Source organism: Limimaricola hongkongensis DSM 17492 (assembly GCF_000600975.2).
Lineage (GTDB): Bacteria > Pseudomonadota > Alphaproteobacteria > Rhodobacterales > Rhodobacteraceae > Limimaricola > Limimaricola hongkongensis.
This window is the reverse complement of sequence record NZ_KK088650.1, coordinates 246054-270637: the sequence shown is the minus strand read 5'-3', so window position 1 is coordinate 270637 and position 24584 is coordinate 246054. Positions and strand designations below refer to the sequence as shown.

Genomic DNA, 24584 nt, shown 5'->3' with positions numbered 1-24584 from the left:
TCAGGTGGGCGGTGGCCTGCGGAAGATCTCGCGGAACATGCCCGGTGTCAGCGCCGAAAGCGGGTTGACCGAGACGGCGGGGTCATCGGGCGTGCCGCCAAGAGTATAGTTGAAGCCGATCAGCCCCTCGCCGGGCCGGGTCAGGAACGAGCCCAGCGAATTGACGAGGTAGAAGGGCGAGACCACGCCTTCGAAGGCCATGCGTCTGGAGGCGAGGCTGTAGCGCCCGTCGAGCGAAATGCCAAGACCCGGCCCGGTCGCGCTCGCCTGCGCGATCTCCAGCACCTCCGGCGTCAACCGGAACCCAGCGCGGATGCGGTCGAAGGCGAGCCCCTTGCCGTCGAGCTGCTGCAACAGACCCACCACCGAGATCGCGTCGAGCAGCTGCGCCATGGCGGGCGCGTCGCGCACCCTGAGCCCGCGCACGTCGAGATCGCCGCTGTAATGGCCGGGCCGCCCCTCGGGCAGCAATGTCAGGTCGAGCGCACCGCCCGTGGCCGTCCCGTAAAGCCCGGCCGAGCGCAGCACCGCCCCCGCATCCGGCCCGGTGATCCGCACCGCCGTGCCGTCCCGGTCCGGCACCACCAGCCCCTCAACCGGTGCACCGCCATTGACCGTGGCGTCGAACCGGCCCGAAAAGCCCCCCACGGTCGAGAAATCGCCCCGAAGCCCGGTCAGCGCCACCGCATCCGTGACCCGCAGCCGGTCGAGCGCGAGCCGGATCGGTCCGCCCTTGCCATCGCCGCCCTTGCCGAACCCCGCGCGGCGCAGATCGAGCGCGCCGCCGCCGATCTCGATCCCCACCGTTTCGCCCGGCCCGCGCCCGACCAGATCCGCCCGCACGTCGAGCCAGTCCGACAGGCGCAGCCGCGTAAAGCTGGCGCGGTCGAGACCACCGCCCGGACGCAGCCGCAGCGTGCCGCGCGCCGACAGCCCGCCCGCGTCGAGCGCGATCCGGTCGAGACGCGGCAGATCGCCCAGCACGCCCTCGATCTCGAGCCGCCCCGTCGTGCCGGTGGCCACCGACCAGCCCAGCGCCGGGATCGACAGGCCGAGCCCGGCGAGATCGCTCGACAGCGTCACCTGCGGCGGCGCCCCGCGCGCCAGCCGCATCGCGACCTGCCCGCGCCCGCGCCCCGAAACCGTCCGGTCGGGCAGCGCGATGCCGAAGGTGTCGAGAAAGCGCTGCGACAGCTCGACATTGCCGTCGAGCGTCGCGGCCCCCGCCCCGGCGCCCAGCGGCTGGCGAAACGCGACATCGGCGGGCAGGCCGTCGATCGTCACCGGGCCCGACACTTTGAGCGCGCGCGGCCCCACCGCCACGTCGAGCCCTTGCGCCGCGAGGGTCCGGCCCGGCACGATGGCGCGGCTCGACACCTCGTCGAGCCTGCCCGTGACCGACCACGCCACATCCTCTGGCGCGACCGGCGCGCCGAGCTGCAGCCCGATCTCGGCGCTGGCCCGGCCCCGCCCCTCGATCAGGTCCACCGGCTTGTTCGCCTTTTGCAGGAACCGGAACGGCGGCTGGTCGATCAATGACAGCATCGCGGTGACCGGGCCGCCGGCCTCGATGCCGATCTCGGCCTCGGGACGCGGGCCGCCGAGCACGGGGATGGTGAAGTTCGTCCCCGCCAGATCGACCCGCCCGCCCTGCGGCGCCTGCGCGCCGCCTTCGGTCAGCCGCACCGAGAACGCGCCGCCGCCAAGGCTGCCATGGCCCGCGGCCCCGGTGATCGGCGGCAACCCGTCGAGCGGCCGGATGGTCGCCGCCTCGAACCCGTGGGTCAGGGCCAGCTCGGGCTTTTGTCCCGGCGCGCGGCGCAGCGCCACGCTCACGTCGCGCAGCACGGCGGCGGGAATGCGGTTCTCGATCCAGCCGCGGGTCTTGGGCTTGAGCGTCTCGGGCCAATAGGCGAGCAGCCGGTCGCGCCCCAGCCGGTCGGTCCGCGCATCGAGCGCGGCGCGCCAGCCCGCCCCGGCATGACCGATGCTGGCGCTGCCGCCGATCCGCGCGCCGCTTTGCGCATCCGTCGCCCCGAAGCCGCCGATATCGAGATCGAAGGGGCGCGGGCGCAGCCGCAGGTCGGCCCATGCATCGCGCAGGGCCACCGGCTCGGGCAGGCCCGCCCGCTCCGACAGCGCCACCTCGTCGAAGATCACCTGCGCCTCCAGCGCGCCGGGCCAGCCCGCCTCGAATTCGCGCAGCCAGGCCCGGCCATGCCCGTCGATGCGACCCAGATCCCCCACCGCCGAGATGCGCTCGAAGGTGATCCGTTCGGCGTCGGGCGCGTAGCGCAGCGCCAGCTCGGCGCTGTCGAAACGCAGCGGCTCGCTGCCCGACCGCGCCCCTTGCTGCGCCCCCTGCTGCACCGTCCGCGCCTCTCCCGGCGCGATCGCGCCCGCGCCGATCCGCAGCGCGGCGCTGAACGCCCCCGGCACGCCGTCCGCGCCGATCCGGCCGCGCAGCCGCGCCGAGAGCGGCGCATCGAGCACCGACAGAAAGCTCAGCGCCGGGTGCTGCGTGGCGATGTCGCGGCTGGCCACGTTGTCGAGCGTCATCCGAAGCTCGGCATCCCGCGCCCCCGCCGCGCGGTCGTAGCCGAGCGTGAGATCGGTGACCGGCGCGCCCTGCGCATGCAGCGACAGCCGCCCCGACAGCCGCATCCCTCCCGTCAGGTCGAGCGACAGCCGCCCGCCCCCGGCGCGCCAGCGCCGCCCGGCCCGCGCATCGCTGTAATCGATCGAGAGATTCTCGGCCTCGATCCGCTCCAGCGCGTCGAGCACGGGCCGGTCAAGCACGCTGTCGATACGCGCGAGCAGCCCGGCGAGACCGCCGGCATCCGGGCCGGAGGCCGGTACCGGCGCGGGGTCGGGCCGGTCGAAGCGGATCTCGACCCGCCCCGCCGCATCGCGGCCCAGCCCGATCTCGGCACCGCGCAGCCATACCTCCTGCGCCAGCACGCTGCGCTCGAACAAAAGCCCGCGCGGGCTGACCAGCGCGTCGATCTCGGGCACCCGCGCCAGCACCGCGCCACCGGCATCGCGCAGCACCGTGTCGCGCAGCGTCACGCGCGGATGCAGATCGGTGCCCAGCGTCAGGGCGATGCTTCCAAAGTCGAGATCCCCGCCCGCGAGCAGCGTGCCGGCCTGCGTCTCGATCCGCTCGGTGATCCAGCTCGGCGCCGTGACGGTCTGCCCGATCAGCAGGAGCGGCACCCCCAGCGCAAGAGCCACCGGCAGCGTCACCAGCGTCAGCGCCACGCCGACCCCGCGCCGCAGCCACCCGGCCAGCGCCGTCCCCCGCGCCCGCCGGGGGGCGGCGCGGCGCGTGGTCTTCGCGCTGATCGGTCGATGGTGCAAGACGGCCCGCTGCCCCTTGATTTCGTCCGCCCCAGCGTAGATCCCTTGCCGCGCGAGGGCCACTGCCGCCCGTCCATGACAGCGAGGATGCGCCATGAGCGACACGATGACGCCCGCCAACCCCGAGCCGGGCCAGCCCGCCCCCGATTTCGCCCTGCCCCGCGATGGCGGCGAAGAGGTGCGGCTGTCGGCCCATCACGGGGCGCCCGTGGTGCTCTATTTCTACCCGCGCGACGACACCTCCGGCTGCACCAGGCAGGCGCAGGATTTCACCGCGCGCGGCGCCGAATTCGAGCTGTTGGGCGCGCGGGTGCTCGGCGTGTCGAAAGACACCGTCTCCAAGCACGAGAAGTTCCGCGACAAGTACGGGCTCGGGGTGACGCTGTTGTCGGATGCCGAGAGCGAGGTGTGCGAACGCTACGGCGTCTGGGTCGAAAAGAAGATGTACGGCAAGACCTTCATGGGGATCGAGCGCACCACCTTCCTGATCGACGCCGCGGGCCGCGTGGCGCGGGTCTGGCGCAAGGTGAAGGTGCCCGGCCATGTCGAGGAGGTTCTCGACGCGGTGCGCGCGCTGTGAACCGGACGCTGACCGAGCTGGCCGTCGAGGTGCTGAGCACGGCGGATGGCCGCGAGAAGACCGCGCGCAGCCACGCCGCCGCCAGGCTGTGGCGCGACAGCCGCGCCGCGGGCGCACCGCTCGACATCGGCACCGCCACGCCGCCCGACCGCCCGGCCCGGCCCGCGCGGCCCGAGCTGTTGTCGCCGCGCGACATGCCGCGCCGCAGGCCCGGCTCCGCGCATGGCCGGATCGCGCTGATCCACGCGGTCGCGCATATCGAGCTGAACGCGGTCGATCTGCACTGGGACGCGGTGGCACGCTTTGCCGGCACGCCGCTGCCCTTGGGGTATTTCGACGACTGGGTGCAGGCGGCGGACGAGGAATCGAAGCATTTCAACCTGCTGTGCGACCGGCTCGACGCGTTGGGGAGCCATTACGGCGCCCTGCCCGCCCATGCGGGCATGTGGCGCGCCGCCGAGGATACCGCCGGCGACCTGATGGCCCGGCTCGCCGTGGTGCCGATGGTGCTCGAGGCGCGCGGGCTCGACGTCACGCCCGGCATGATCGAGATCTTCCGCAAGGCGGAGGACGCCGACACGGTCGCCGCGCTCGAGATCATCTATGCCGAGGAGGTGCACCACGTCTCCTACGGGTCGAAGTGGTTTCACTTTCTCTGCGGCCGCCACGACCACGATCCGGCGCCGCTGTTCCGCGACCTGGTGCGAAAGCATTTCCATGGCGGGCTCAAGCCGCCCTTCAACGAGGAAAAGCGCGCCGAGGCCGGGATACCGCCCGATTTCTACTGGCCGCTGGCCGAGGATGGCGCCCGGCGCGACGGCTGATTGCGCTGGCGCCACAATGCGTTGCACGCAGGCCACAGGCGGCGGAAAGGCGGCGGCATAGGCGGTATCTTGCCGCTTTGGCGCCGCATTCGCCCCGGCTTTGCCCGATCCCGGCCAAGCCTGTTGCCCCCTCGCCCCCGCCTCGGTAACACCTCAAGCGCGGCACTCTCGAAAAAGAGAGGCTGTGACCGGGACAACACGGGGACGGACGGGTGCGGACAAGGCTGGCACAGAAACTTCACGCGGCGCTGGAGCGCCGCTTTCCCGAACGGCGGCTGTTTCTGCGCTCGGACACCGAAACCCGGTTCATCCGTCTTCATCCCTCGACCCAGCTCGCCGCCTGGACCGGCGTGACGCTGGTGGTCGGCTGGACCATCACCGCCACCGCGATCCTGCTGATGGATTCGATCGGCTCTGGCAATTTCCGCGCTCAGGCGCAGCGCGACCAGATGATCTACGAAGACCGGCTGAACGCGCTGTCCGCCGAGCGCGACCTGCGCGCCGCCGAGGCCGCCGCCGCACAGCAGCGCTTCTCGACCGCGCTGGCGCAGATCTCGACCATGCAGAGCGAGCTTCTGGCCTCCGAGGACCGCCGCCGCGAGATGGAGACCGGGCTCGACGTGGTGCAGGCCGCGCTGCGCCGCACCATGATCGAACGCGAGACCGCGCGCGACGCCGCCGCCGAGCTGAAGCTGGCGATGGCCGATGGCGGCGCCCTGCCCGGCGGCACCGACGCGGCCTCGGTCGAGGGCACGCTCGACATTCTCTCGGGCGCGCTGGCCGACACCGCCGAGGAGCGCGACCGCATCGCCGAGGATGCCGAGCTGGCCTTCGAGCAGGCCAACGAGATGCAGCTCGAACTGCGGCTGATGACCGAGCGCAACGACGAGATCTTCCGCCAGCTCGAAGAGGCGATGACCGTTTCGGTCGAACCGCTGGGCGACATGTTCCGCGCCGCAGGCATGGATCCCGACGCGATGATCAAGAAGGTGCGCAAGGGCTATAGCGGCATCGGTGGCGGCGCGCTGACCCCGATCCAGTTCTCGACCATGGGGGCGCATGCCGGCCATGCCGACCAGGATGCCGAGCGCGCCAACGCGCTTCTGGACAAGATGGACGAGATCAACCTTTACCGCATCGCCGCGTCCAAGGCGCCCTTCGCCACGCCGGTGAAATCCTCCTACCGCTTCACCTCTGGCTTCGGCCAGCGCTGGGGCCGGCTGCATGCGGGCGCCGATTTCGCCGCCCCGATCGGCACCCCGGTCTACTCCACCGCCGACGGCGTGGTGGTCAGCGCCGGCTGGGCCTCGGGCTATGGCCGCCTGGTCAAGATCCAGCACGAATTCGGGATCGAGACCCGTTACGCACATCTCAACAAGATCAGCGTCAAGGTCGGTCAAAGGGTATCGCGCGGCGAACGGATCGGTGATATGGGCAACTCCGGACGATCGACCGGACCCCACCTCCATTACGAGGTGCGCGTCGGTGGGACTCCCGTCAATCCCATGACCTACATACGAGCTGGAAAAGATGTTTTCTAAGAGCAAGATCAACGAGCCCGGACCGAGGACCAACGAAGGGACCGCCCCCATGGACGCACCGACCAAGCCCGCCCAGCCGCAGGGCCAGCAGGACTATCGTCCCGCCGCCCCCAAGGCCAAGCCGCCGGCTTCGGTGCTCTCGGCCGATCTGCACATCAAGGGCAACGTCAAGACCACCGGCGACATCCAGGTCGAAGGCCAGATCGAGGGCGACATCCGCGCCCACCTGCTGACCGTCGGCGAAGGCGCCACCGTGCGCGGCGAACTCGTCGCCGATGACGTCGTCATCAACGGCCGCATCGTCGGCCGGGTGCGCGGCCTCAAGGTCCGGCTCACCTCGACCGCCCGCGTCGAGGGCGACATCATCCACAAGACCATCGCGATCGAGAGCGGCGCGCATTTCGAAGGCTCGGTGCAGCGGCAGGAAGACCCGCTCAACACCACCGGCGCGCCCAAGCCGCTGCCCAAGCCCTCGGCCGCCGAGGGCGGGCACGACTGACGCCGCCGGTCACGGGATCGACGGATCTGGGGCGCCTCGGGAAACCGGGGCGCCCTTTTCGTATCGCGGGGATGATGGGAAGCGCGCTGGCCATTGCCGCGATGCCGCGCCGACCGGGGCAAGCGTCTGCGCCCCGGCCCGGCCAGCGGGACCGGGGCGCTGCCCCGGACCCCGGCGTATTTCGGGAATGGTGAAAGGGCGCCGCTATAAGGAGGCCGCCATGCAGCTGGCGGCGCGGCGGGGATCAGTCCTCGGCCGAAGCCTCGGCCCGGCTCTTGCCCGAGACCTGGCCCGCCAGGGTCGCGGCCATGAAGCCGTCGAGCGCGCCGTCGAGCACGCCCTGGGTGTCAGAGGTCTCGTGGCCGGTGCGCAGATCCTTGACCATCTGGTAGGGCTGCAGCACGTAGGAACGGATCTGGTTGCCCCAGCCGGCATCGCCCTTGGCGTCGTGCTGGGCGTTGATCTCGGCGTTGCGGCGGTCGAGCTCCTGCTGGTAGAGCCGCGATTTCAGCGCCTTCATCGCGATGTCGCGGTTCTGGTGCTGCGACTTCTCGGACGAGGTCACGACGATGCCGGTGGGCATGTGGGTGATCCGCACCGCCGAGTCGGTGGTATTGACGTGCTGGCCGCCCGCGCCGGAGGAGCGGTAGGTGTCGACCCGGATGTCCGAGGGGTTCACCTCGATCTCGATGTTGTCGTCGACCACCGGGTAGACCCAGACGCTCGCGAAGGAGGTCTCGCGCGTGCCCTTGCCGAAGGGCGAGATGCGCACGAGACGGTGCACGCCGCTTTCGGATTTCAGCCAGCCATAGGCGTTGGGGCCGGAGATTTTGTAGGCGACCGACTTGATGCCCGCCTCTCCGCCGGCTTCCTCGGACTGCATCTCGACCTCGTAGCCGCGCTTCTCGGCCCAGCGCACATACATGCGCTGCAGCATCTGCGCCCAGTCGCAGGCCTCGGTGCCGCCCGCACCTGCGTTGATCTCGATGAAGGTGTCGTTGCCGTCGGCCTCGCCGTCCAAGAGCGCCTCGAGCTCCTTGGAGGCGGCGGTCTCGCGCAGCGCCCGGAGCGCCGCCTCGGCCTCGGAGACGACCTCCTCGTCGCCCTCCATCTCACCGAGCTCGATCAGCTCGGCGTTGTCCTTGAGACCTTGGGCGATCTGGTCGTAGGTGCCCATCTTGTCGAGCAGCATCTGCCGCTCGCGCATCAGCTTTTGCGCCGCGGCCGGGTCGTCCCACAGGGTCGGGTCCTCGACCCGTGCGTCGAACTCCTCGAGCCGGTGGGCCGCGGTCTCGCGGTCCATGCGCTTGGCGAGCAGCTGCAGCGACTTCTCGATGGCGGCGATGTTGGCTTGCGTTTCTGCGCGCATGATCGGTCCCTTGGCTGGCGGTGAGGCGTGGAATTGTGGGGCGTGATACCGCGCCCCACCTGTCCCGGCAAGTGAGGCGCGCCCCGTTCAGTAAAGACCGCCCGAGGACAGCGTGCCGAAGCTCGCCTTGGGGCCGACCGTCGCGGTACCGCCGGTCGAGTTGCGCACGTTCTTGGCCGGCTTGTTGCCGCCCGCCTCCTCGTAGAGCGGCAGGTCGCCGGACATCTCGAAGCCGCCATCGAAGGCCACGCCGAACAGCGGCTGCTCGCCCATGCGGAAGCATTCGGAAATGACGTTGTCGCCCGACGCGCTGTCGGGCAGCCGCGCGCCGGAAAAGCGGTCGATCTTGATGAACTGGCACTCCTCGGGCACCGGGAAGGCGGTGCCTCCAAAGCGCGAGATCGCCTTTTTCATGAAGCTTTCGAACACCGGGCCGCAGATGCCCCCGCCCGACGCGCCCGAGCCGAGGGAGCGCGGGTTGTCGTAGCCGATGTAGCAGCCCGCGACGATGTTCGACGAAAAGCCCACGAACCACACGTCCTTGGCGTCGTTGGTGGTGCCGGTCTTGCCGGCGATCGGCACGGGCAGGTTGATGCCGCGCGCGGTGCCGCGCTCCACGACGCCCTGCATCATCGAGGTGAGCTGGTAGGCGGTGACGGCGTTCATGATCCGCTCGCGGTTCGACTGGATCGTCGGCGCCTTGCCCGCGGGCAGCGCCGCGAGGCCGCAATCGACGCAGTTGCGCTGATCGTGGCGATAGACGGTGTTGCCGTAGCGGTCCTGCACCCGGTCCACCAGCGTCGGCTCCACCCGTTCGCCGCCATTGGCGAACATCGCGTAGGCCGCGACCATCTTGAACAGCGTCGTCTCCTGCGCGCCCAGCGCGTTCGACAGGTAGGGGCCGAGATCGTCGTAGACGCCGAACCGCTCGCCGTAATCGGCGACCGTGTCCATGCCGACCTCCTGCGCGAGACGGATCGTCATGATGTTGCGCGAACGCTCGATGCCGGTGCGCAGCGGCGTCGGGCCATAGAAGCGGTTCGACGCGTTCTGCGGCCGCCACATGCCCTGCGGCGTGTTGATCTCGATCGGGGCGTCGACGATGATCGTCGCCGGCGTGTAGCCGCTGTCGAGGGCGGCGGCATAGACGAAGGGCTTGAACGAGGAGCCGGGCTGGCGCTGCGCCTGCGTGGCGCGGTTGAACACGCTGTCCTGGTAGGAAAAGCCGCCCTGCATGGCGAGCACGCGCCCGGTGTTGACGTCCATCGCCATGAAGGCACCCTGCACCTTGGGCGTCTGGCGCAGCGTCCAGCGGATGAAGTCGCCGCCATCATCGGTGATCATCCGGCGCACCAGCACGACGTCGCCGCGTTCGAAATTATCGGCAAAGCTGCCGCGCATCCACGAGATGTCGTCGCGCGGCACGACGTGCGGCTCGCTGCCGTCATCGGCCAGCCCCTCGATGCCGAGGCGCATGTCCTGATCGCCGATCTCCATCACCACCGCCGGGCGCCACGGGCTTTCCAGCGTCACGTCGCGCGGCACGTCGACCTCGGACAGGGCCTTACGCCAGGCGATCTCGTCGTCGAGCGTCTCGACCGGGATCGACTTGCCGGTGCCGTGCCAGCGGCCCCGCCCCCGGTCGAACTGCTCCAGCGCGCGCTGCAGCGCATGTGCCGCCTCGATCTGCAATTCGCCGTCGAGCGTGGCGCGGATCGACAGGCCGCCGCCGAAGAACTCGTCCTCGCCGAACTCGGCCGAAAGCTGGCGGCGCACCTCGTCGGTGAAATAATCGCGCGGCGGCAGGGCGGCGCGGAAGCTTTCGATGTCGCCCGACTGCACGGTGTCGAGCGTGCGGCCCCGGCCGTCGCGATAGGCCGCCTCGTCGATATAGCCATCCTCCCACATGCGGCGCAGCACGTAGTTGCGGCGGTTCACCGCGTCCGAATACTGCCGCACCGGGTGCAGGTTGCCGGGCCGCTGCGCGAGCGCGGCGAGATAGGCCGCCTCGCCCGGCTCCAGCTGCGCCAGCGGCTTGTTGAAGTAGCTCTGCGCGGCGGCGGTGACGCCATAGGAGTTCTGACCGAGGAAGATCTCGTTGAGATAGAGTTCGAGGATGCGTTCCTTGTCCATCGCGCCTTCGATGCGCACGGCAAGGATCAGCTCCTTGATCTTGCGCTCGACGGTGCGAGAGCCGTCGAGCAGGAAGTTCTTCATCACCTGCTGTGTGATGGTCGAGGCGCCGCGCAGCTCCTGCCCGCGCGAGCGCACCGCCTCGACGGCGGCGGCGCCGATGCCCTTGATGTCGAAGCCGCCATGCACGTAGAAATTCTGGTCCTCGGCCGAGACGAAGGCATGCTTGACGAGGTCGGGGATCTCGGCGGCGGGGGTGAACAGCCGCCGCTCGGAGGCGAATTCGTCGAGGATGTCGCCTTCGCCGTCATAGACCCGGCTGATCGTCGGCGGCGTGTATTGCGCCAGCGTCTCGTAGCTTGGCAGGTCGCGGCCATAGACATAGAAGATCGCGCCAAGCGTCAGCGCCCCCATGGCAAGGCCGAGGGTCAGCATCGAGAAGATGCCGCCGAAGAAGGACATTATGAAGCGCAGCACGATTTTTCTCCGGGAGGACTGCTGGGCTTATAGGCAAGCCCCCGCCCGGGGTCAAAAGCGCAGGGCTTGAAATCGGCGCGAAAACGCCGGAAAGCAGGGTCACGCTTTGGCGAGGGGATTGCGCTCGCGACTGCTGGGACCCAAAAGGGCGGACATGATGGCAACCGAAACCCAACCCTCCCGCCGCGCCACGCCGGACGACGTGGTCGCGACCTATGACGCCGTGGGCCCGGACTGGGCCAAGGCGCGCGACCGCCGGCTGATCGAGCGGCGCTGGATCGACCGGATGCTGGCCGCCGCGCCGCGCAATGGTGGGCGCCGCCGGGTGCTCGATCTGGGCTGCGGCACCGGCGCGCCGATCGCGCAGTACATCGCCGATCGCGGCGCCGACGTCACCGGCGTCGACGCCAGCCGCGTCATGCTCGGCATGTTCCAGAAGAACCTGCCCGAGGCGCGCGCCTTTCACCACGACATGCGCGGGCTGCGCCTGTCGGAGACCTTCGACGCGATCCTCGCCTGGGACAGCTTCTTTCACCTCGCCGGTCCCGACCAGCAGGCGATGTTCCCGACCTTCGCGGCGCATGCCGCGCCGGGCTGCGCGCTGATGTTCACCTCCGGCCCCTCCGCCGGCACCGCGATCGGCGACGTGGCGGGCAAGCCGATCTTCCACGAAAGCCTGAGCCCCAAGACCTACAAGGGCCTTCTGGAGATGCACGGCTTCAAGCCGCTGGCCTTCATCCCCGAGGATCCCGATTGCGGCATGCATTCGGTCTGGCTCGCCCGGTTCGACGGGCTGCCGCGCGAAGAGGGGCAGAAACCCGCCAAGCGAAGCTGATCCCCGCCACGGGTTGGTTTGACCGGCCCGCGCCCCACCCGCGCGGGCCGGGCGCGTTTCAGCGCCGCCGCAGCGGCGCGCGGGCGGCCTCCTCGGCGGCCCAGCCCTGCACCCCGGCGACCAGCCCCGCGACGATGCGCGCGCGGCCCGCCGGATCGGTCAGGCGGGCCCGGTCGCCCGCATTCGACAAGAACCCCACCTCGACCAGCACCGACGGGAAATCGGCGGCGTTGAGCACCGCCAGCGGCGCGCTGCGCCGGGGCCGCGAATTCAGATGCGCCCCCGCCTGCCGCAGCGCCGCGACCAGCGCGCCAGCCAGCCTGTCGCTTTGCGGCGCGGTGTCGAGCCGGGCAAGATCCATCAGCGCCGTGGCCACGCGGTCGTCCTGCTGGCTGAGATCGAGCCCCGACAGAAGATCGCTTCTCTGGTGCCGTTCGACCATCCGGCCCGAGGCCGCGTCCTTCGCCGCGTCCGACAGCGTATAGACCGACCCGCCCGAGGCCGCGTCCTCTTCGAGCGCGTCGGCATGCAGCGACAGCAGCAGCCCCGCCCCCGCCGCGCGGGCGATGGTCATGCGTTCGGACAGCGGCACGAAGTCATCGCTGTCGCGGGTCAGCACGGCGCGCATGTTGCCGGAACGGTTGATCGCCTCCGCCGTCTCGCGCGCCAGCCGCAGCATCAGGTCGGCCTCGACCAGGCCTTCTCGCATCGCGCCCGGATCGACGCCGCCATGCCCGGCATCCACCGCCACCACCAGCGGCCCCGCCCCCGGCCGCGCCGGCGCGGGCAGCATCTCCCCCGCCGGATCGGCGGGCCTCGCCCGTGCCGCGAATTCCTCCTCGGTCACCGGCGACAGCCGTAGCTGCAGCCGCGCCGCCCCCGAGCCAAGGGCCCGCATCCCGGCGCTGTCGATCCCCATCGGCGCGCCCAGATCGAGCACGAGACGCGACCATCCCGGCCGCCCGCGCCCAAGCCGCAGCGCCGTCGCCCGCCCCTTTGACAAAAGCGCCGCCGGATCGGCCCCGGCCCAGTCGACCTCGGCGAAGTCGAGCACGAGACGGCGCGGGTCGTCGAGGGTGAAGACCCGCCACGGCACCGGCTGGCTGAGCGCAAGATCGATCTCGACACCGCGCCTGCTGTCCTCGACGCGGCTTTGACCCGCATCGAGCCGCGCCAGCCCCGAGAACTCCTGCGCGGCGAGCGGCCCGGCCAGCATGAGCGCGAGACCGATCCCCTTCACCATTCCCCAAATACGCATGCCCGGTCGGCCCCGCGCGCCGCGCCGGGGCGTCATGCGGTGCCCGCCTCCGCATGGCCGTGCGCCGCCATGAAGCGGGTGAGCCGGTCCAGCCCCTCCTCGATGTCGGCGGTGGCGCGGGCATAGGAAAAGCGGATCCAGCGATGCCCTTCGCGCGGGTCGAAATCGAGCCCCGGCGTCACCGCCACCCCCGCCTCGTCGAGGATCTCGGCGGCGAAGGCGCGGCTGTCATCGGTGAAGGCCGAAACATCGGCATAGACGTAGAACGCCCCATCGGGCGGCGCGAAACGGGCAAAGCCCGCTTTCGGCAGCCGCTCCAGCATCAGGCGGCGGTTGGCGGCATAGACGGCGGCGTTGGCCTCCAGCTCGGAGGTGCAGTCCATCGCGTGCAGCGCGAGCCGCTGCGAGGCATGCGAGGTGCAGATGAACATGTTCTGCGCGATCCGCTCGATGCCGCGCACATGTTCGGGCGGCACGATCAGCCAGCCGACGCGCCATCCGGTCATCGAAAAATACTTGGAAAAGGAGCCGATCACATGGGTCTCGTCGGTGACCTCCAGCGCCGATGTCCCGCGCCCGCCGATGCCGTGATAGATCTCGTCCGAGATCAGCGCCGCGTCGCGCGCAGCACAGGCCTCCGACAGTGCCGCGATCCCGTCACGGTCGAGCATCGTCCCCGCCGGGTTCGAGGGCGAGGCCAGCACCAGCCCGTCGAGCGCGTGCGTCTCGACATCGCCCGGCACCGGCTGCATCCGGCTGTCGAGCCGGGTGGCGATGTCGATCGGCGCCATGTCGAGCGCCTTGAGGATCTGCCGATAGGACGGGTAGCACGGCGCCCCCAGCCCCACCCGCGCGCCGGTGTCGAACAGCTGGGTGAAGCTCAGAAGGAACGCCCCCGAGGCGCCCGAGGTGACGACGACGCGGGCGGGGTCGAGATCGACGCCGTACCATTCGCCGTAATGGCGCGCGATGCGCGCGCGCAGCTCCGGCAGGCCGAGCGCCACGGTATAGCCCATCGGCCCGGACGCCATTTCGCGCGCGACCTTCTCGACCGCTTCGCGCGGGGCGCCGGTGCCGGGCTGGCCGACCTCCATGTGGATGATGTGCCGGCCCGCCGCCTCGGCCTGCCGTGCCGCCTCCATCACGTCCATCACGATGAAGGGATCGACGTCCCCGCGCCTTGAGTTTCGCATGATCCGCTCCGTAAGGTTTGGCCGGGTTGTGCCAACCCCGCGCCCCCGCCGTCAATGGTCCCGCGCCTTTCTGCGCGGGAACTTGGCAGGGGGGCCGCGATGTGGTCTGCACGGCTTCGACACGAGGAAAGGACATCCCATGCTGCGCATGCTCACCCGCGCTTTGCCCGTCACGCTGGCGCTTTCCGGCCCGGCCATGGCGCTCGATCTCGACGCGATGACCGAGGCCGAGCGCGAGACTTTCGGCGCGCAGGTGCGCGCCTATCTGCTCGACAACCCCGAGGTGCTGATGGAGGCGATCGCGGTGCTCGACCAGCGCCAGGCCGACGCCGCGGCGCAGGGCGACAGCGCGATGATCGCGGCGCATTCCGAGGCGCTGTTCGACTACGAGGGCGACTGGGTCGGCGGCAACCCCGATGGCGACATCACGGTGGTCGAGTTCATGGACTACAAATGCGGCTATTGCCGCCGCGCCTTTCCCGAGGTGAAGGAGCTGGTCGAGAGCGACGGCAACATCCGCTACATCCTCAAGGAATTCCCGATTCTCGGCGAACAGTCGCTGATGGCGTCGCAATTCGCGATCGCGGTGCGCGGGCTGGAGGGCGACGCGGCCTACAAGCAGGCGCATGACGCGCTGATGACGATGCGCGCCGATGTCTCCGAAGCCTCGCTCGAAACCCTGGCCGACAGCCTTGGCGCCGATTTCGCGGCGGTGCGCGAGGAAATGGAAAGCCCCGAGGTGGCCCGCGTCATCGCCGAGAACCGCCAGCTGGCGCAGGCGATGCAGGTCAGCGGCACGCCGAGCTTCGTGATGGGCGACCAGATGCTGCGCGGCTACCTGCCGTTGGCGCAGATGCGCGAGCTGGTATCGGCGCAGCGCGACGAATGACACCGATCGCGACATCGCAACATGCGAAAAGGGCGGCCTTTCGGCCGCCCTTTCCGTTTTTCGAGCGGGTCGGGGATCACCGGATGACGTGCACGATCTTGCGCTCGCCCGGCTCCACCACGACCGGGGTGCCGTTGAGATAGAGGTAGCTGTACTCGGCCTCCGGCACCGGGGTCAGCTCGACCTCGGCGGGCACGGTGGCGCCGACCACGACCTCACCGCCGAGCACGACCGGTTCCACCGGGTTCTCGCGGATATAGGTGATGGTCTCGTCGTTCGGCGTGGCCGCGTCGCCCGCCAGCGCGCCGAGCGCCGCGGCCCCGAGGATGCCGACCGGGCCGGCGGCGAGAGCGGCGGCCCCGGCGGCGGCGGCCCCAGCACCGGCGGCGGTGGCGGCGGCGTTGTTGGCCGCGTTGTCATAGGTGACGGTCTCGATTTCCAGCTCGGCGCGGTTGTCGATCACCACGACCGGCTCGGCGGCCTCGGCCGTCGTCACGGTGAGATAATCGCCATAGGCCCAGCCGGTGGTGCCATCGAGCGTCACGCGGCACCAGTTGGAGTCGTCGAGACAGCCCTCGACCGTCACCTCGCCATCGGCGGGGATGACATCGACGATCTCCATGTCCGGGCCCGGCCCCGCGCGCAGGTTCAGCTCGGTCGCGGCGGTGGCGGTGGTGCCCGCCATCGCGGTTTCGGCGTTGGCGGTGGTCTCGGCCGTGGTCTCCGTGGTCGCGGTGGCGGTCTGTGCAAAGGCCGGCATCGCGGCCACGAGGGCGGCGGCGGTCGTCATCAGGAGCGATTGCTTGGTCATCTGTTGTCTCTTCTCCAATGAAGCGCCACCCTCGGGCGGCGCGGCTGGACAAGAAACGCGGACGGGGCGGCGGGGTTCACGGCCCAATCGGACAACCCCCCAGAATCAGGCGGGAAATGGCCGATCCATCGGCGGAAATCGACCGCCCCGCCCGATCCGGATCGGCTCACTCGGCGGCTTCGGCGGCCTTGTCGCGGGCCTCGATCTCGGCGGCCTTCTTCTCGACCTGCTCGACGATATGGTCGATCATCTGGTCGTTCGACATGCGGTGGCTCTGCTTGCCGGCGAGATAGACCATGCCGTTGCCGGCGCCGCCGCCGGTAAAGCCCACATCGGTCATCAACGCCTCGCCGGGGCCGTTGACCACGCAGCCGATGATCGACAGCGACATCGGCGTCTTCACGTGTTCCAACCGCTGTTCCAGCGCCTCGACGGTCTTGATCACGTCGAAGCCCTGCCGCGCGCAGGAGGGGCAGGAGATGATGTTGACGCCGCGATGGCGCAGGCCGAGTGATTTGAGGATCTCGAAGCCGACCTTCACCTCCTCGACCGGGTCGGCCGAGAGGCTGACGCGGATCGTGTCGCCGATGCCCGACCACAGCAGGTTGCCCATGCCGATGGCGGATTTGATCGTGCCCGAGGTCAGGCCGCCCGCCTCGGTGATGCCGAGATGGATCGGCGCATCGGTCGCGTCGGCCAGCTGCTGGTAGGCGGCGGCGGCGAGGAACACGTCCGAGGCCTTTACCGAGATCTTGAACTCGTGGAAGTCGTGATCCTGCAAAAGCTTGATGTGGTCGAGCCCGCTTTCGACCATCGCGTCGGGGCACGGCTCGGCGTATTTTTCCAGAAGGTGCCGCTCCAGCGACCCGGCATTGACGCCGATGCGGATCGAGCAGCCGTGATCGCGGGCGGCGCGCACCACCTCGGCCACGCGTTTGGCATCGCCGATATTGCCGGGGTTGATCCGCAGGCAGGCCGCGCCCGCCTCGGCGGCCTCGATGGCGCGCTTGTAGTGGAAATGGATGTCCGCGACGATCGGCACCGGGCTTTCGCGCGTGATCTCGCGCAGCGCGCGGGTGCTGTCCTCGTCCGGGGTGGACACGCGGACGATGTCGGCGCCCGCCTCGGCGGCGCGGGTGATCTGGTCGATCGTGGCGCGCACATCGGTGGTGTCGGTGTTGGTCATCGTCTGCACCGAGATCGGCGCGTCGCCACCCACGGGGACGCGCCCCACCATGATCTGGCGCGACTTGCGACGCTGGATCTCGCGCCAGGGGCGCACGGCGTTCAGGGACATGGATAACCTCTCGCGGTTCAGGGCCGCGGGGCGCGGGGCCGGCGCGGCGTCATTCGGTGGGGGCGGCCTCGGCGACCCGGACCAGCTCTGCCAGGTCGGAGTCGCGCTCCAGATCGGCAACCTGATAGCTGGTGGTCAGATTGTCCACCGACAAGCCCACATTCGAGGTCACGGTGCCGGTATCGCCGACCGGGCCGTAATGCTGGCCCGCCACCGCGAAATAGACGGCGCCGGATTCGCCGACGCGCAGCGACGGCGCGTCCTCGAGCGCGGGCACCTCCCACGAATCGCCGCCATTCATGATGCCTTCGTACAGCGTCGTGCCATCGGCGGATTTCACCCGCACCCAGGCCGGGCGCACCGCGACCATCCTGACGGTCGGGGCCGGGTCCTCGGTCACGCGCACGGCCGGCGCGTCGACGCCCGCCTCGGCCAGCGCAAGGGCGATGTCGTCGGGAATGGACACGGCGGGCGTCTCGACGGCGTCGAGCGCGGCGAGCATCGGGCTCGGCTCACGGTCGGAGGCGTCATCGGTGTCAGCATCGCCGCCGGCCGAGGCCAGTTGGACCTGCGGCGCGTCCTGACCGGGGTGGCGCGGCTGGGTCACCAGCGCGGCGATCGGGCCGTCGCGCGGGGTCATGACCGGCACGTCGAGCGCCTGCGGCCGGTAGAGCCGGTCGAGCGCCTCGGGCGCGGCGGGGGCCAGCGCGGCCATTTCGGTCGCGCCCGCCGCCCCGGTCTCGGGGCGTCCGCCCCCGGCGAGCGGGTCGACCTGCGCGAGGATCGCGGGCGTCTGCTCCACCGGCGCGAGACGCACCTTCTGCACCTCCTGCAGCACCGACCAGCCGCCATAGCCCAGACCGCCCATCAGCAAGAGCAGCACCGCCACCGAGCCGAGCGCGCGCGGCTCGAATCCCGCGAGGATACGCTCGGCCGGCGGCAAAAAGGGGGTCGCGGAGTCGGAAAAGATGTCCTTGCCGAGGCTGGTGCTCTGCACCGCGCGGTCGGGCCGCACGATCGAGGCGGCGGCGGACATGCCATGCGCGGTGGTGAACCCGGATTCGCGGCAGAAGGTCTCGTAGGTGGTGTCGGGATCCATGCCGAGATAGCGCGCATAGGAGCGCACATAACCGGCGATGAAGCCGGGCGTGTCAAAGGCGCCGGGGTCGGAGTTCTCGATGGCGGCGATATAGGCGGCCTTGATCTTGAGCTCGCGCTGCACGTCGAGCAGGCTCTTGCCCATGGTCGCGCGTTCGCCGCGCATCAGGTCGCCCAGACGCAATTCGAAGGCATCGAAGCCCTTGGCTTCGGCCTCTTCCGCGGCGTTGGCACGCCTGAAGCTCCGCCCGATCATATCGAGTTATCCCGTCTCTGCCCGCCCCCGATGACCTGCCGGGGCTGTCTTTTCATACAACTCCCGAGAGGTCTTGGGGTTCAGTGTAGCACGGGGCTCGACGCACCGCACCGTGAGATATGGTTACCCCGTCAATTCGGCGCGATTTAGCGCACAATGGGACCACAGCCCGTCGAGCGCCCGCACCAGCGCGTCCATTTCGGACGGCCCATGCACCGGCGACGGGGTGAAGCGCAGCCGTTCGGTGCCGCGCGGCACGGTCGGAAAATTGATCGGCTGCACGTAGATACCGTAATCGGCAAGCAGCATGTCAGAGATCAGCTTGGTGTGGACCGGATCGCCGACCATCACCGGAACGATGTGGCTGCCATGGTCGATGACCGGCAGGCCCAGCGCCCGCAGCCGGGTCTTGAGGATCTTCGCCTGGGTCTGGTGGCGCTCGCGCAGAAGCTGATCGGTCTTGAGATGCGCGACGCTCGCCGCAGCACCCGCCGCCACCGCCGGCGGCAGCGAGGTGGTGAAGATGAAGCCCGGCGCATAGGAGCGCACCGCGTCGACCATCTTGGCCGAGGCGGCGACATAGCCGCCCATCACGCCATACGCCTTGCCCAGCGTGCCGTTGATCAGGTCGATCCGATGGGCGAGCCCGTCGCGTTCGCTGACGCCGCCGCCGCGCGGGCCATACATGCCGACCGCGTGCACCTCGTCGATATAGGTGAGCGCGCCGAACTCCTCGGCGAGATCGCAGATCTCGGCGATGGGTCCGAAATCGCCATCCATCGAATAGACGCTCTCGAAGGCGATCAGCTTGGGCGCGTCGGGATCGTCGGCCTCCAGAAGCTCGCGCAGATGCGCCACGTCGTTGTGCCGGAAGATGCGCTTGGCGCCGCCATTGCGGCGCACGCCCTCGATCATGCTGGCGTGGTTGAGCGCGTCGGAATAGATGATCAGCCCCGGAAACAGCCGCGGCAGCGTCGACAGCGTCGCGTCGTTGGCGATGTAGGCGGAGGTGAACAAAAGCGCCGCCTCCTTGCCATGCAGATCCGCAAGCTCGGCCTCGAGCCGCTTGTGATAGACCGTGGTGCCGGAGATGTTGCGCGTGCCGCCCGACCCCGCGCCGACCGCGTCGAGCGCCTCGTGCATCGCCGAAAGCACGACCGGATGCTGGCCCATGCCGAGATAGTCGTTGCCGCACCAGACCGTGACCGGCGCCTCGGTGCCGTCCGGCTTGTGCCATGTGGCGTGCGGGAACTGGCCCTTGCGACGGGCGATGTCGATGAAGGTGCGGTAGCGGCCTTCGCTGTGCAGCTTGCCGATGGCGGCGTCGAGCCCTGCTTCGTAATCCACGGGCATCCTTCCCCTTTTCGTCTCACGGGGCGGCACGGCCCCGGCATTTGGCCGTTGGCTGGCATATAGGCAATCTTGCGCCCGGAGAACACGCTACAATTTGCCACCCTGCCGCATATTGGCCCTGCACGGGCCGCAAGGCTGCCCGAATGCTGGACAGGGCCACGCGGCACGGCCAGTCTGCGGCCAAGCATAGCAGGAGTTCCCATGACACTCGACCCCGTCCTTGCCCGCATCGACGCCGATCTCGAGGCCGCGACCGCGCGGCTGATGGCGCTCATGCGGATCCCTTCGATCTCGACCGATCCGGCCAACCGCGACGATTGCCGCGCCGCCGCCGACTGGCTGGTCGATGACCTGCGATCGATCGGCTTTTCGAACGCGGCGCGGCGCGACACGCCCGGCCACCCGATGGTCACCGGCAACATGGGCGAGAACGGCCCGCAGCTGCTGTTCTACGGCCATTACGACGTGCAGCCCGCCGACCCGCTGGAATTGTGGAAAACCCCGCCCTTCGAACCTTCGGTCGAGGACACGCCCGCGGGCCGCGTCATCCGCGGCCGCGGCGCGAGCGACGACAAGGGTCAGCTGATGACCTTCGTCGAGGCCTGCCGCGCCTGGGTCGCGGTGCATGGGCAGCTCCCCGCGCGGGTCTCGATCCTGTTCGAGGGCGAAGAGGAATCCGGCTCGCCCTCGCTGGTGCCGTTTTTGCGCGAGAATGCCGACGCGCTGCGCGCCGATCTCGCGCTGATCTGCGACACCGGGCTGTTCGACCGCGACACCCCCGCGATCACCACCATGCTGCGCGGGCTCGTGGGCGAGGAGATCGTCATCACCGGCCCCGACCGCGACCTGCATTCGGGCGCCTATGGCGGCCCGGCGGTCAACCCGATCCGGGTGCTGGCGCGGATCATCGCGGCGCTGCACGACGATCATGGCCGCGTCACCCTGCCCGGCTTTTACGACGGCGTGCCCGAGATCACGCCCGAGCTGCGCGCCCAGTGGGAGGGCCTGGGCTTCGACGAGGGCGCCTTTCTCGGCGGTGTCGGGCTGAGCCACCCGGCGGGCGAAGCCGACCGCACCGCGCTCGAGATGATCTGGGCGCGCCCGACCTGCGAGGTGAACGGCATCGCGGGCGGCTATGCGGGGGCGGGCTTCAAGACCGTGCTGCCAAGCCAGGCCAGCGCCAAGATCAGCTTTCGCCTCGTGGGGCAGCAGGATCCGCAGAAGATCCGCGCGGCGTTCCGCGCCCATGTGCAATCGATGCTGCCGCCCGATTGCACGGTCGACTTTTATGGCCATGGCGCCGCGCCGGCCAGCGTCATGGCGACCGACGACCCGGCCTTCGAGACGGCGCGGCAGGCGCTCAGCGCCGAGTGGCCCAACCCGGCGGCCTTTGTCGGCGCGGGCGGCTCCATCCCGATCGCGGGGTATTTCAAGACCGAGCTGGGCATGGATTCGATGCTGGTCGGCTTTGCCAATGACGACGACCTGATCCACAGCCCGAACGAGAAATACGACCTGCGCAGCTTTCACAAGGGCATCCGCTCCTGGGCGCGAATCCTCGCGGTACTGGCCGAGCGGGGCTGAGCGCGAGGGGACGGAACCGGCGCGCAAGGCGGCCCGCCGGTCGCCATGCGTATTTGGAGAATGGTGAAGGATGCGCGCGCGCTCTCGTTTCACCATTCCGAAAATACGCGGATCCAACGGCATCGGCCCGCGCGCCGCATGAGATCGCGAATGGCGTCGAAACGCATACGGCCCCGCGCTCGAATGAGCGGCGGGGCCGTGATGGCGTCTAGTGGCGCGGTTGACGGGGCTCGAACCCGCGACCCCCGGCGTGACAGGCCGGTACTCTAACCAACTGAGCTACAACCGCGCACAAGGCCCGGAGCATCTGGAACGAACGAGAATGGCGCGGTTGACGGGGCTCGAACCCGCGACCCCCGGCGTGACAGGCCGGTACTCTAACCAACTGAGCTACAACCGCGCATCTCGTCGTCCGGTAGCACCGAACGTGAGGCGGGTTCTAGGCACAGTGGCGGGGGGCGTCAAGCGCCGATCCGTGCAAAATCGCCCCCTTTGCGAGATTGTTTGCCCTGACCTCGGGGCAAGACCCCGGACAGGGGGAAGACGCCACGAAAGCAGCGCCGCAATCGCGTCGCGACCCCGGCGGCTTGGCAGAAGGAGCTGAAAGGGATGGTGGGTGGTGAGGGGCTCGAACCCCCGACATCTTCGGTGTAAACGAAGCGCTCTACCAACTGAGCTAACCACCCGCGCGGTTCCGTTTAGCGGCCCGCCTGCCCGGCTGCAAGTGGGGCCACGAGCCGCTCGTGCCGCCCTTGTTTCAAACGAAACACCACCCCCTGCCCGCCGGGCAGCCGCGCCAGATCGGCGCGCGTGCCGCCCGTCGCGATGGTGCGCAGCACCCGCGAGGTCATGCCGTGGGTCACGAGAATCGCGGGCCGGTCGAGATCGGCCAGAAGATCGGCGCAGCGCGCCCAGAGCGCGGCGAATCCCTCGCCGTTCGGGGCGCGGGCGTAGAAATCGATGAAATGCTCGCCCGGCGGGCCGGGCCAGCGCGCATCGATCTCGGCCCGCTCAAGCCCGGACCAATCGCCCATGGCGATCTCGCGCAGCCGGGGATCGGGCTCGGGTGCTACGCCGAAGGCAAGGCGCGCGGTCTCCACGGCGCGGCCCTGCGGCGAAGACAGCAATCGGTGGCTCGCCGCATCGACGCCGCGCGCGGCCAGCATCCGGCCCATGGCGCGGGCCTGCGCCCGGCCCGTTTCGGTCAGCTGCGAATCGAACCCGCCTTGCATCCGCCGCGCGCGGTTCCACTCGGTCTCGCCATGCCGCAACACGTAGATCTCGGGCAGTCTCACGCGCGCTCTCCCCTGCCGCCGGTCCAGCGGCGCGGGCCGGGGCCAAAGCGGCCCAGCCGATCCTCGCCGTTATAAAGCGGACAGGCATCGAGCGACAGGCAGCCGCAGCCGATGCAATGCCCCATCTGGTCGCGTAGCCGGGTCATCAGCGCGATCCGTTCGTCGAGCAGCGCGCGCCACGGCGCCGCGGCCTCGGCCCAGTCGCGCGCCGACACGGCGCGGTCGCGCGGCAGGCGGTCGAGCACCGCCCGCACCTCGGACAAAGGCACGCCCACCGATTGCGCCACCTTGACGATCGCCACGCGGCGCAGCTCGCGCCGGTCATAACGGCGGTGATTGGCCTCCGTGCGCCAGCTGCGGATCAGCCCCTCGGCCTCGTAGTAATGCAGCGTCGAAACCGGCACCCCGGCGCGCGCGGCCATCTGCCCGACGCTGAGATCGGAGGGGACGGGTTTTCTCGGCATGACGCTTGACCTCAACCTTACTTGAGGTCGCAGGTTGAGGGCTCCCAAGCGGAATCGCAAGCCTCCGAGGAGCCAAGACCATGACGATGACCCTGCCCCGCCCGTTCCACCCACTGCGCCGCCTTGCCGGGGTGTTCGCGCCCCGTGGCCGCGCCCGTGACCCGCATGACGCCGCGCTGTGCGACGAGCTGCAATCGATGCGTCACGCCCAGCAGGTGCTGCGGCTGCGCGAGCTGCGTTTGAACCGGCACCTCGCGCGCGACATCGGGCTGGAGCCCGACGCCGATCCCTGCAAGCGGCTGGCGGGACCGGGCGGGCGGCTTTTCTGACGGGCCGCGGCGTGCGCGGGGGCTGGACGCGCGCCGCCCGCGCGCCGTAGCTGGGCCGACCGACCAGCATCGCGGAGTTCGCATGACCCAGTTCCCCCTCGGCGCAGACGCCATCGCGCAGGCGCAGCCCCTGACCTCGGCGCCGCCCGACCGCCTGCCGCGAATCGCGGTGATCTCGGCCTTTGCGCCCGAGATCGCGCTTCTCGAAGCCGCGCTGGAGGCGCCCGAAACTCGGCGCATCGGGCCTGCGACCTACCTGACCGGGCGGCTCGAAGGGCGCGAGGTGGTGCTGTTCCTGTCGGGCATCTCGATGGTCAACGCCGCGATGACGACGCAAGCCGCGCTCGATCATTTCAACGTCACCGCGATCCTGTTTTCCGGCATCGCCGGCGGCGTCGACCCGAGCCTCGGCATCGGCGACGTGGTGGTAGCCGAACGCTGGGCGCATTACCTCGAAGGGGCGTTTGCCCGCGAGACGGCGCAGGGCTACGCGCTGCCCGGCTGGATGGGCGCGCCGGTGGCCAATTACGGCATGATCCACACGCGCGGCGTCGACGTGGTACCGCCGGGCGGCCATGCGCCCGAAAGCCGGTTCTGGTTCGACAGCGACCCGGCGCTGATGGAGATTGCGCAGGCGGCGGCCCAGGGCGTCGTGCTCGAACAGGTCGGCGAGACCGCGCCGCAGGTGGTGATCGGCGGCAATGGCGTCTCGGGGCCGGTCTTCATGGACAATGCCGGCTTTCGTGACCACGCCTTCGAGATGTTCGAGGCCCGCGTGCTCGACATGGAGAGCGCCAGCGTCGCGCAGGTGGCCTATGCCAACGCCGTGCCCTTCATCGCGTTTCGGTCGCTGTCAGACCTCGCGGGCGGCGGCGACGGCGAAAACGAGATCGCGGCCTTCCTGTCGGTGGCGGCGACCAATTCGGCGCGGCTGATGCGCGCGGTGCTGGCGCGGGTGCCGCAGGGGTGAAACGCAAAAGGCGCGCCCGATGGGCGCGCCTTCCGTATCATGGTGGGTGATAAGGGATTTGAACCCCTGACATCTTCGATGTGAACGAAGCGCTCTACCACTGAGCTAATCACCCGTTGGCGCGTCGTTTAGCGCCCCGCGGCGCAGGGCGCAAGACCTCCCCTGCGGC

The 24584-nt window shown here is 69.9% G+C and carries 20 protein-coding genes and 4 tRNA genes; 9 read left to right on the top strand and 15 right to left on the bottom strand.

What is annotated here, in order from left to right:
• The gene (locus tag LOKHON_RS05950; RefSeq protein ID WP_162561759.1) at positions 1-3261 is read right to left on the bottom strand and encodes an AsmA-like C-terminal region-containing protein; all 3261 of its coding nucleotides are present in this window, start codon (positions 3259-3261) and stop codon (positions 1-3) included.
• Between the two features lie 193 nt (positions 3262-3454).
• On the opposite strand from LOKHON_RS05950, the gene bcp reads away from it, so the two are divergent.
• The 4 genes from bcp to LOKHON_RS05930 all read left to right on the top strand — a co-directional run bounded on the left by bcp (position 3455) and on the right by LOKHON_RS05930 (position 6804).
• Positions 3455-3940 (top strand): thioredoxin-dependent thiol peroxidase, encoded by a 486-nt coding sequence (gene bcp, locus LOKHON_RS05945; RefSeq protein ID WP_017928344.1) that lies wholly within the window; start codon positions 3455-3457, stop codon positions 3938-3940.
• Positions 3937-4764: a ferritin-like domain-containing protein gene (locus LOKHON_RS05940; protein WP_017928343.1), complete on the top strand. Its 828-nt coding sequence runs from the start codon at positions 3937-3939 to the stop codon at positions 4762-4764. Before bcp ends, LOKHON_RS05940 begins: the two co-directional genes overlap by 4 nt.
• A gap of 212 nt (positions 4765-4976) precedes the next feature.
• Positions 4977-6305 carry a M23 family metallopeptidase gene (locus LOKHON_RS05935; RefSeq protein WP_017928342.1) on the top strand — a complete coding sequence of 443 codons (1329 nt, stop codon included), beginning with the start codon at positions 4977-4979 and terminating at the stop codon, positions 6303-6305.
• Positions 6295-6804: a bactofilin family protein gene (locus tag LOKHON_RS05930; protein WP_026147460.1), complete on the top strand. Its 510-nt coding sequence runs from the start codon at positions 6295-6297 to the stop codon at positions 6802-6804. Before LOKHON_RS05935 ends, LOKHON_RS05930 begins: the two co-directional genes overlap by 11 nt.
• 244 nt (positions 6805-7048) lie before the next feature.
• On the opposite strand, the gene prfB is transcribed toward LOKHON_RS05930, so the two are convergent.
• Both prfB and LOKHON_RS05920 read right to left on the bottom strand, forming a co-directional pair.
• Positions 7049-8173: a peptide chain release factor 2 gene (gene prfB, locus LOKHON_RS05925; RefSeq protein ID WP_017928340.1), complete on the bottom strand. Its 1125-nt coding sequence runs from the start codon at positions 8171-8173 to the stop codon at positions 7049-7051.
• A gap of 87 nt (positions 8174-8260) precedes the next feature.
• A complete protein-coding gene (locus tag LOKHON_RS05920) occupies positions 8261-10783 on the bottom strand; it encodes a penicillin-binding protein 1A (protein ID WP_026147459.1) in 2523 nt (840 codons plus the stop codon).
• 157 nt (positions 10784-10940) lie between these two features.
• Between LOKHON_RS05920 and LOKHON_RS05915 the strand changes: the two genes are divergently transcribed.
• Positions 10941-11618, top strand: a complete 678-nt coding sequence (locus LOKHON_RS05915) for a class I SAM-dependent methyltransferase (RefSeq protein ID WP_017928338.1) — start codon at positions 10941-10943, stop codon at positions 11616-11618.
• A 58-nt stretch (positions 11619-11676) separates the two neighbouring features.
• Here the strand turns inward: LOKHON_RS05915 and LOKHON_RS05910 are convergent, their stop codons facing one another.
• The gene (locus LOKHON_RS05910) at positions 11677-12876 is read right to left on the bottom strand and encodes an N-acetylmuramoyl-L-alanine amidase (protein WP_026147458.1); all 1200 of its coding nucleotides are present in this window, start codon (positions 12874-12876) and stop codon (positions 11677-11679) included.
• 32 nt (positions 12877-12908) lie between these two features.
• Positions 12909-14069, bottom strand: coding sequence for a pyridoxal phosphate-dependent aminotransferase (locus tag LOKHON_RS05905; RefSeq protein ID WP_017928336.1), 1161 nt, complete (start codon positions 14067-14069; stop codon positions 12909-12911).
• Between the two features lie 139 nt (positions 14070-14208).
• Here LOKHON_RS05905 and LOKHON_RS05900 point away from each other — a divergent pair, with 139 nt between their 5' ends.
• Positions 14209-14958 (top strand): DsbA family protein, encoded by a 750-nt coding sequence (locus LOKHON_RS05900; protein ID WP_017928335.1) that lies wholly within the window; start codon positions 14209-14211, stop codon positions 14956-14958.
• A 76-nt stretch (positions 14959-15034) separates the two neighbouring features.
• On the opposite strand, the gene LOKHON_RS05895 is transcribed toward LOKHON_RS05900, so the two are convergent.
• The 4 genes from LOKHON_RS05895 to hemA all read right to left on the bottom strand — a co-directional run bounded on the left by LOKHON_RS05895 (position 15035) and on the right by hemA (position 19767).
• Positions 15035-15769 (bottom strand): DUF1236 domain-containing protein, encoded by a 735-nt coding sequence (locus LOKHON_RS05895; RefSeq protein ID WP_017928334.1) that lies wholly within the window; start codon positions 15767-15769, stop codon positions 15035-15037.
• A 166-nt stretch (positions 15770-15935) separates the two neighbouring features.
• Positions 15936-17066 carry a flavodoxin-dependent (E)-4-hydroxy-3-methylbut-2-enyl-diphosphate synthase gene (gene ispG / locus LOKHON_RS05890; RefSeq protein ID WP_017928333.1) on the bottom strand — a complete coding sequence of 377 codons (1131 nt, stop codon included), beginning with the start codon at positions 17064-17066 and terminating at the stop codon, positions 15936-15938.
• A 49-nt stretch (positions 17067-17115) separates the two neighbouring features.
• Complete coding sequence (locus LOKHON_RS05885; protein ID WP_017928332.1) at positions 17116-18420, bottom strand: helix-turn-helix domain-containing protein; 1305 nt, start codon at positions 18418-18420, stop codon at positions 17116-17118.
• A gap of 123 nt (positions 18421-18543) precedes the next feature.
• The gene (hemA, locus tag LOKHON_RS05880) at positions 18544-19767 is read right to left on the bottom strand and encodes a 5-aminolevulinate synthase (RefSeq protein ID WP_017928331.1); all 1224 of its coding nucleotides are present in this window, start codon (positions 19765-19767) and stop codon (positions 18544-18546) included.
• Between the two features lie 207 nt (positions 19768-19974).
• Between hemA and LOKHON_RS05875 the strand changes: the two genes are divergently transcribed.
• Positions 19975-21357: a M20/M25/M40 family metallo-hydrolase gene (locus LOKHON_RS05875; RefSeq protein ID WP_017928330.1), complete on the top strand. Its 1383-nt coding sequence runs from the start codon at positions 19975-19977 to the stop codon at positions 21355-21357.
• 212 nt (positions 21358-21569) lie between these two features.
• Here LOKHON_RS05875 and LOKHON_RS05870 read toward each other — a convergent pair.
• The 5 genes from LOKHON_RS05870 to soxR all read right to left on the bottom strand — a co-directional run bounded on the left by LOKHON_RS05870 (position 21570) and on the right by soxR (position 23116).
• Positions 21570-21646 (bottom strand) — tRNA-Asp (locus tag LOKHON_RS05870).
• Between the two features lie 34 nt (positions 21647-21680).
• A tRNA-Asp gene (locus LOKHON_RS05865) sits at positions 21681-21757 on the bottom strand.
• A 210-nt stretch (positions 21758-21967) separates the two neighbouring features.
• A tRNA-Val gene (locus tag LOKHON_RS05860) sits at positions 21968-22043 on the bottom strand.
• Between the two features lie 12 nt (positions 22044-22055).
• Complete coding sequence (locus LOKHON_RS05855) at positions 22056-22652, bottom strand: histidine phosphatase family protein (protein WP_017928329.1); 597 nt, start codon at positions 22650-22652, stop codon at positions 22056-22058.
• Positions 22649-23116, bottom strand: coding sequence for a redox-sensitive transcriptional activator SoxR (soxR, locus tag LOKHON_RS05850; protein WP_026147457.1), 468 nt, complete (start codon positions 23114-23116; stop codon positions 22649-22651). Before soxR ends, LOKHON_RS05855 begins: the two co-directional genes overlap by 4 nt.
• An 80-nt stretch (positions 23117-23196) precedes the next feature.
• Between soxR and LOKHON_RS05845 the strand changes: the two genes are divergently transcribed.
• Together LOKHON_RS05845 and LOKHON_RS05840 are read left to right on the top strand one after the other, a co-directional pair.
• The gene (locus LOKHON_RS05845) at positions 23197-23445 is read left to right on the top strand and encodes a hypothetical protein (protein ID WP_017928327.1); all 249 of its coding nucleotides are present in this window, start codon (positions 23197-23199) and stop codon (positions 23443-23445) included.
• Between the two features lie 82 nt (positions 23446-23527).
• A complete protein-coding gene (locus tag LOKHON_RS05840; protein WP_017928326.1) occupies positions 23528-24415 on the top strand; it encodes a 5'-methylthioadenosine/S-adenosylhomocysteine nucleosidase in 888 nt (295 codons plus the stop codon).
• A 40-nt stretch (positions 24416-24455) separates the two neighbouring features.
• Here LOKHON_RS05840 and LOKHON_RS05835 read toward each other — a convergent pair.
• Positions 24456-24530 (bottom strand) — tRNA-Val (locus LOKHON_RS05835).
• Between the last annotated feature and the right edge of the window lie 54 nt (positions 24531-24584).